This is a genomic window from Corynebacterium sp. (genome assembly GCF_012838985.1).
Lineage (GTDB): Bacteria > Actinomycetota > Actinomycetes > Mycobacteriales > Mycobacteriaceae > Corynebacterium.
In genome coordinates, this window is record NZ_DUOE01000065.1 from 1 (window position 1) to 7,368 (window position 7,368).

Annotated in this window: 6 protein-coding genes; 4 read left to right on the forward strand and 2 right to left on the reverse strand. The window is 69.3% G+C overall.

Annotated elements, in window-relative coordinates:
* Positions 1 to 136, reverse strand: a 136-nt coding sequence (locus GXZ33_RS03815; protein ID WP_291339516.1) for an FAD-dependent oxidoreductase, incomplete at its 3' end; no start/stop codon positions are given.
* A gap of 585 nt (positions 137 to 721) precedes the next feature.
* Here GXZ33_RS03815 and GXZ33_RS03820 point away from each other — a divergent pair.
* The 4 genes from GXZ33_RS03820 (at position 722) to GXZ33_RS03835 (ending at position 6,524) form a co-directional block, all read left to right on the forward strand.
* Positions 722 to 1,828 carry an alpha/beta hydrolase family protein gene (locus GXZ33_RS03820; protein ID WP_291339512.1) on the forward strand — a complete coding sequence of 369 codons (1,107 nt, stop codon included), beginning with the start codon at positions 722 to 724 and terminating at the stop codon, positions 1,826 to 1,828.
* Positions 1,829 to 1,909: 81 nt separating this feature from the next.
* Positions 1,910 to 3,904 carry a prolyl oligopeptidase family serine peptidase gene (locus GXZ33_RS03825; protein ID WP_291339513.1) on the forward strand — a complete coding sequence of 665 codons (1,995 nt, stop codon included), beginning with the start codon at positions 1,910 to 1,912 and terminating at the stop codon, positions 3,902 to 3,904.
* Positions 3,905 to 3,928: 24 nt separating this feature from the next.
* Positions 3,929 to 5,302 carry a M1 family metallopeptidase gene (locus tag GXZ33_RS03830; RefSeq protein WP_291339517.1) on the forward strand — a complete coding sequence of 458 codons (1,374 nt, stop codon included), beginning with the start codon at positions 3,929 to 3,931 and terminating at the stop codon, positions 5,300 to 5,302.
* Positions 5,303 to 5,309: 7 nt separating this feature from the next.
* Positions 5,310 to 6,524 carry a hypothetical protein gene (locus GXZ33_RS03835; RefSeq protein ID WP_291339514.1) on the forward strand — a complete coding sequence of 405 codons (1,215 nt, stop codon included), beginning with the start codon at positions 5,310 to 5,312 and terminating at the stop codon, positions 6,522 to 6,524.
* A gap of 4 nt (positions 6,525 to 6,528) precedes the next feature.
* Here GXZ33_RS03835 and GXZ33_RS03840 read toward each other — a convergent pair whose 3' ends face one another.
* Positions 6,529 to 7,134, reverse strand: a complete 606-nt coding sequence (locus GXZ33_RS03840) for a TetR/AcrR family transcriptional regulator (RefSeq protein WP_291339515.1) — start codon at positions 7,132 to 7,134, stop codon at positions 6,529 to 6,531.
* Positions 7,135 to 7,368 lie beyond the last annotated feature (234 nt).

Below are 7,368 nucleotides of genomic sequence, written 5' to 3' on the forward strand. Positions count from 1 at the left end.
AGACTCCGCCCCAGTACTGCTTCTCGACGACCGCAACCTTCTTGCCGAGCTGGGCTGCGCGGATGGCGGCGACGTAGCCACCGGGGCCCGCACCGAGTACAACAACGTCATAATGTTCAGTCACGCCACCAAGGATAGGTGACCGTACCCCCTGTGTCACCGGTTAGTGCCCCCGCAAAAGCATCCCGCCCTTTCGGGGGCGGTCCGGGGGCCGCTCCGGGACCAACGACGAACGCCCCGGCCGGGGGCCGGGGCGTTCGTGGGCAGGTGCTCCTGTGCGACCTAGAAGAGGCCGATCGCCAGTGCGGCGTTGGAGGAGGCGGAGGACAGGGCGTGGATGCCCGGGCCGACGAAGTTGTTGATGGCGACGATGATCTGCTCGAAGATGGACATGTGTGCCTTCTCTCTGTGAAGTCAGTGGGTTGTTCAGGCGTCAGTGGGTACTAACGGCACTCTGCGGCGAAATGTTACGCGACTTCCCTCACATGCGATCATCGCATTATGACACTCCAAACACTTGCCCACCACCCATAACTCCAGTAACTTGAATGCAGGTCGGCGCTGACCCTTCCACCCCCGCCGGATAAGCACTTTCGGGGGTGGGCCGTTAACATACGGAACAGCCGCTACGATGTACCCCTGTGAAGGCGCGGACACTCCGCTGTCGTGCGTCGTAGAGAAGTAGAACACTTTCGCAACAACGAACCTAGGAAGCCACTCCATGAAGTTCCTCCGCAAGATTGCCGCACCGGTCGCGGCCCTCGCCATCGGTGCCTCCGCTCTCGCGGCCCCGGTTGCTGTCGCCGCTGAAACCACCATCGCCCAGGTCCAGGGCGACCACCGCGCCTCCGAGATCAAGGACTTCCCGAAGGCCTCGATCACCGAGGGCTCCCGTGAGTGGCGCAAGCTGACCAAGGACGACGACCGCGTCAAGCACGTCAAGGCGTGGTCCGAGTCCATGGGCCGTGACATCCCGATCGCCATCATCACCCCGAACGGCAACTTCGACGAGTCCCGCCCGACCATCTACATGCTCAACGGCGCCGGCGGCGCGGAGCAGAACATGGACTGGATCGCCTCCTCCCCGATCGTCGAGTTCTACCGGGACAAGAACGTCAACGTCGTCATCCCGATGGAGGGCGCGTTCTCCTACTACATCAACTGGGCCGACGACTCCCACAACCCGGGCAACGGCTACCTCGAGGGCAAGCAGCAGTGGGAGACCTTCCTGCTCCGCGAGCTCCCGGGCGGCATCGAGCCGTACATGAACGCCAACGGCAAGCGCGGCATCGGCGGCTACTCCATGTCCGCCACCTCCGCCCTGCTGCTGGCCGAGAAGGCCCCGAAGTTCTTCGACGTCGCCGGCTCCTTCTCCGGCTGCGCCGAGACCGTCTCCCCGGTGGGCTACTACTCCGCTGAGCTGACCGTCAACCGCGCCGGTGCCACCGCCGCCCAGATGTTCGGCCCGATGGGCTCCCCGCACAACGTCGCCAACGACGCCCTCATCCACGCCGAGGGCCTGCGCGGCACCGAGCTCTACATCTCCAACGCCACCGGCCTCGCCGGTGCGTGGGACATGCCGGGCCACTACATCGCCCAGGGCTACGACCCGGCCGTCGCCTCCTCCGGCGCCGCCACCCTCATCGTCGAGGGCGGCATCATCGAGGCGACCACCAACGTCTGCACCCACAACCTGAAGGCCAAGCTCGACAACCTGGGCATCCCGGCCGACTGGAACCTGCGTCCGACCGGTACCCACTCCTGGAACTACTGGATCGACGACCTGAACCACTCCTGGCCGACCTACGCCCGCGCACTGGACGTCTAGTCCGGTCCGAGCCGATACAGCGCCGTCCACCTCCGGGTGGGCGGCGCTGCCGCGTTTCCGGCGCCGCGTAGCCTGGACAGCATGACCGACACCGCTTTCCTCGAGTCCATCGATTCCCCCGAGGCCCTGGCCTGGGCGCAGGAGTGGTCGGACGCGACCGAACGTGACCTGCAGAATCCCGGCCTGCGGGACCGCATCCGCGCGGCCCTCGACATCGACGACCGCATCCCGTTCGTCATCCGTCGCGGCGGGCACCTCTACAACTTCTGGCGCGACGCCCGCCGGGTGCGCGGTGTGTGGCGCCGCACGACGCTCGACTCCTACCTCAGCGCCGACCCCGAGTGGGAGGAGCTCGTCGACGTCGATGCGCTGGCCGCCGCCGAGAACGAGAACTGGGTGTGGAAGGGTGCGCACGTGCGCACCCCGGGTTTCGACCGCGCGCTGGTGCGCCTGTCCCGGGGCGGTGCCGACGCCACGGTGATCCGCGAGTTCGACCTGCTCACCGGCACGTTCCGCGAGGACGGCTTCGAGCTTTCCGAGGCCAAGACCGACGTCAGCTGGCTCGACCTGGACACCCTGCTCGTGGGCACCGACACCGGCGAGGGCTCGCTGACCACCTCCGGTTACCCCGCGCAGGTGCGCGTGTGGCGCCGCGGCACCGAGCTTCTCGACGCCCCCGTCTACACCTCCGGCCGCCACGACGACGTCGCCGTCGGCGCGTGGGCCGACACCACGCCAGGCCATGAGCGCATCGTCGTCTCCCGGGCGCTGGACTTCTACCGCACCCGCCAGTGCGTCGCCCCGCTCGACCCGGACGCCTCCCTGCAGGTCCTGGAGATCCCGGAGGACTGCGACACGATCATCCACCGGCAGTGGCTGTTCCTCGCCCCGCGTGAGGCCTTCGGCGGGATCCCCGCCGGCGGTCTGGGCGTCATCGAACTGGACCGTTTCCTCGGCGGGGCCCGCGACATCCGACCGGTCTTCCTGCCGACGCCGCACGTCTCCCTGCAGTCCACGGCCTTCACCGCCGATCACGTGGTGCTCACGCTGCTGGACGACGTGGCCACCCGCGTCACCGTGCACCCGCTGGCGGACCCGACGCAGCCCGGCCGCGACCTGGAGCTTCCGCCGCTGGTCACGGCCTCCGTCGTGGCGACCAGCCCCCTCGACGGCAACGAGGTGTGGCTGACCACGTCCTCGTTCACCGAGCCGACGACCCTCTACCGCCTCGACCTCGGCGAGGGGCTGGTCCCGGAGGTGGTGCGCCGTTCGCCCGCGCTCTTCGACGCCACCGGCCTGGAGACCCGCCAGCACTGGGTCACCTCCGCCGACGGCACCCGTGTCCCCTACTTCATCACCGGCGACTTCTCGTCCGGCCCCCGTCCCACGCTGGTCGGCGGTTACGGCGGCTTCGAGGTGTCGCTGACCCCCGGGTACTCCGCGGTCCGCGGCATCGGCTGGCTGGAGCAGGGACGCCACTTCGTGCAGCCCAATCTGCGCGGCGGCGGTGAGTTCGGCCCCGGGTGGCACACCCAGGTGGTCAAGACCAACCGGCACAAGGTGTGGGAGGACCATGAGGCGGTGCTCGCGGACCTGGTGGAGCGCGGCTACGCCGGGCCGGAGCAGATCGCCGTCCGCGGCGGCTCCAACGGTGGACTGCTCACCTCCGGTGCACTGACGATGTACCCGGAGCGCCTCGGGGCGGCCGTCATCCAGGTGCCGCTCACCGACATGCTCCGCTACCACACCTGGTCGGCGGGCGCGTCCTGGATGGCGGAGTACGGCGACCCGGCCGACCCGGTGGAACGGGCCGCGATCGAGTCGTGGTCCCCGTTGCACAGGGTGGAGGGGGTCGTCGAGAAGCAGTATCCCCCGGCGCTCGTGACCACCTCGACCCGTGATGACCGCGTCCACCCCGCCCACGCGCGGCTGTTCGCCCATGCGCTGCGGGAGGCGGGGCAGCCGGTCGACTACTTCGAGAACACCGAGGGCGGGCACGCCGGCGCCGCCGACAACGAACAGGTGGCGCGCGTGGAGGCACTGATCTTCGAGTGGCTCACTCAGAAGGTGGGATAGATGCTCGGTAACATCGTCAGGATCATGACCAGAAACAGGCTGCGCACCACCCCCGTCCCCGGTATCCGCGACGAGTACACCGGGGTCGACTTCAACCTCGGTTACCACGTCCGCTCCTACCACCTGGACCTGAACTACCGGGTGGGGCCCAACCGCCTGGCGGGTGTCGCCACGCTGCAGCTGGACAACTGGCGGGAACTGCCGTGGATGACGCTCGACCTGTCGTCGGCGCTGCGCGTCTCCCACGTCACGGCCACCGGCAGCGCCGGCGTGCCCGTCCGAGTGGCCCGCTTCCGCCAGTCCGGCGGCAAGCTGCGTGTCACCTTCGCGCAGCCGGTCCCGGTGGACACCGAGTTCTCCCTGGTCATCCGCTACGGCGGCACCCCACGGCCGATCCGCTCCCCGTGGGGCGACCTCGGCTGGGAGGAGCTGGAGAACGGTGCCCTCGTCGCCTCGCAGCCCATGGGCGCACCGAGCTGGTTCCCCTGCGACGACACCCCCGACGAGAAGGCCCGCTACGAGATCATCGTCACCACCGACAGCCCCTACATGGTCGCCGTCAACGGCACCCTCCTGTCGAAGAAGTCCTCCGGCTCCCGCACCCGCTGGCACTACCGGGTCGACCACCCGATGGCCTCCTACCTGGCGACCGTCCAGATCGGCGAGTACATCCAGCTCATGCTCTCCGAACCCGACGCCACCGTACCGGTCCGCGCCTGGGTCCCGCCCGCCCTGCGTGACTCCGCCCGCACCGAATTCGCCGACCAGCAGCGCATGATCGAGGTCTTCACCGACCTGTTCGGCCCCTACCCCTTCCACTCCTACTCCGTGGTGGTCACCGAGGACGAGCTGGAGATCCCCCTCGAAGCGCAGGGGCTGTCCATCTTCGGCTCCAACCACGTCCGCGGCGACCACGCCTGGGAACGCCTCATCGCCCACGAGCTGTCGCACCAGTGGTTCGGCAACTCCCTCGGCCTGGCCCAGTGGAACGACATCTGGCTCAACGAGGGTTTCGCCTGCTACGCCGAGTGGCTGTGGTTCGAGCACTCCGCCGACCGCCACGCCGCGGTGTCGGCCCGCGAACACCACGAGGAGCTGCGCCGCAAGCCGCAGGACCTCCTCCTGTCGAACCCCGGCACGAAGGACATGTTCGACGACCGCGTGTACAAGCGCGGCGCCCTGACCGTCCACGCCCTGCGCGTCCTCCTCGGCGACGAGGCCTTCTTCCGCATGCTGCGCCGCTACGTCTCCGCCGGCCGGCATTCCGTGGTCGAACCGGTCGACCTCAAGCGTGAGGTCCTGGCCGCGGCGGCCGAGGTCGGGGTGCCGGCGGGGGACGTCGAGAAGCTCTGGCACGCCTGGCTGCACCAGAAGGCCCTGCCGGAGTTCCCGGGGTGAGCGCCGCATGAGGGCGTTGAGCCTGGCGACGGTGTTCGCCGCACTGGCCGGCTTCGTCGTCATGTACCTGGCGTCGTGGACCCTCGACCCCGGGGGTTTCGCGGCGTTCCAGGCCTACTGGGGTCTGTTCTTCGCCGCGACCGGCGCCCTGGACGGCCTCATGCAGGAGACCACCCGCGGGGTGTCCGCCGCCCGCTCCACCGGGCAGCACGGGTCAGGCCGCCCCTGGCGTCTCGGCGCGTGGATCGGCGGGACCGTCCTGGTGGTGGCGCTGCTCATCGGCATGGTGTGGCTGCCGTCGCTGATGCGGGGCGAGGCACCCGCTCCCCTGGCGACCATGTTCCTGGCTTTCGGCCTGCTCACGTACGCCTTCCAGGCGGTCCTGTCGGGTATCCTCTCCGGGCTCGGCCTGTGGAACCGTTACGCCGGGCTGGTGGCCCTCGACTCGGGCGTGCGTCTGCTGCTGGCCCTGCTGGCCTGGCAGCTGGGCTGGGGCATGTCCGCGTTCCTGGTCATCACGGTGATCGGTGCGTTGAGCTGGCTCGTCGTGCTGCGGGGTGTGCCCCGGGGTGTGCTTGTCGACGTCTCCCGCGCCGCCTTCACCCGCCGCGTCGGCTCCGCCATGCTGGCCACCGGCTCCTCCGCGGCGTTGATCACCGGCTTCCCGGTCTTCGTGCAGTCGACCTCGGAGCCGGACGCCGGGGCGGTGGTGACGGTGGCGGGCATCATCAACGCCGTCATCCTGACCCGCGCCCCAATCCTGGTGCCGCTGCAGCGTTTCCAGTCGGCGCTCATCGTGCGCTTCGTGGAGCGGCGGGAGGCACTCCTGCGGGCGGCGGCCGTGCCGGTGCTGGTGGTGCTCGGGGCGGGGCTGCTGGGGGCGGGGGCCGCGGGGCTGCTGGGGCCGTGGATCCTGACGGTCTTCTTCCGGCCCGAGTACTTCGTGCCCGGCGGGCTGCTGGCGGTGCTCACCTTCGCGTCGGCCTGCACGGGGGCGCTCATGGTCACCGGTGCGGCGACCCTGGCGTGTGAGCAGCACAAGGGCTACGTCCTCGGGTGGGCGACGGCCTCGGTGGGGGCGTTCGGTGTGCTGTGGCTGGCCCCGCTGTCCCTGGAAGCCGGGGTGTGCGTGGCGCTCATCGCCGGGCCGCTGCTCGGCGGGCTGGTGCACCTCGTGTCGCTGCGCGGGGCGCTGGTGGGACAGGCGGCAGACGAACGGTGATTCGTCAGTCGGCCGCGGAATCCCGCACCACCGCGGGATCCACACCGACCAGACGCAGCGCCATGTCCGCGTAGCAGTCGATGAGCTCCTGCTGACTGAGCCGGCCGTCCCGGTCGTACCAGAGCGGGATGCCGATACCCATGTCCAGCAGCGCGAAACAGGTGATGCGCCGGTCCGCCACGGTGAACTGGCCGGACCCCACGCCCTCGTCGATGATCGCCTGCCACCGTGACACGTAGTCGCGGCGCAGCTGGTGGACCATGCTGCGGTGCGGCTCCGCCAGCGCCGTGACCTGGGTGTTGATCACGCGCGTGGCCACGACGTTCTCGGTGTGAAACTGGACGTGGGCGATCATGCTCCGGTGCAGCTTGTCCACCGGATCCACCGCCCCCGCCAGGGCGCGGGCGTGGGTGCGCAGCTGGTCCTCCATGGTGCGCAGCAGCACGACGGAGAGCACCTCCTGCTTGGAGCGGAAGTGGTTGTACAGGCTCGAGGTGCCCATCCCGACGGCGGTGGCGATGTCCTCCATCCCCGTGCCGAAGTACCCGCGCTGGGCGAAAAGTTCGGTCGCGGCGGCCGCGATCTGGTCCCGCCTGCTCTGATTCGCCATGTTGTGCCCTTCATTCCTGCGTGCCCGCCCTACCGGCGGACCGCCCCGAATCAGCCTAGTCCACCCCCGGCAGGGTGCCGCGGCAGGGGATTTCCCCGCGGACGCTTGACAGGAATTGAAACCTGCCTCACACTTTCCATACGAATCACCGTTCGTACAGTCCCGGTGATGCCACTGACCCCTCCCCCACGACAAAGGACACCCGCCGTGCCCCACGCCACCCTGCCCCTCACC

Bases quoted from the DNA above. Each gene is read 5' to 3' on its own strand.
- GXZ33_RS03820 (WP_291339512.1), top strand. From the start codon at position 722: ATGAAGTTCCTCCGCAAGATTGCCGCACCGGTCGCGGCCCTCGCCATC.
- GXZ33_RS03825 (WP_291339513.1), top strand. From the start codon at position 1,910: ATGACCGACACCGCTTTCCTCGAGTCCATCGATTCCCCCGAGGCCCTG.
- GXZ33_RS03830 (WP_291339517.1), top strand. From the start codon at position 3,929: ATGACCAGAAACAGGCTGCGCACCACCCCCGTCCCCGGTATCCGCGAC.
- GXZ33_RS03835 (WP_291339514.1), top strand. From the start codon at position 5,310: ATGAGGGCGTTGAGCCTGGCGACGGTGTTCGCCGCACTGGCCGGCTTC.
- GXZ33_RS03840 (WP_291339515.1), bottom strand. From the start codon at position 7,134: ATGGCGAATCAGAGCAGGCGGGACCAGATCGCGGCCGCCGCGACCGAA.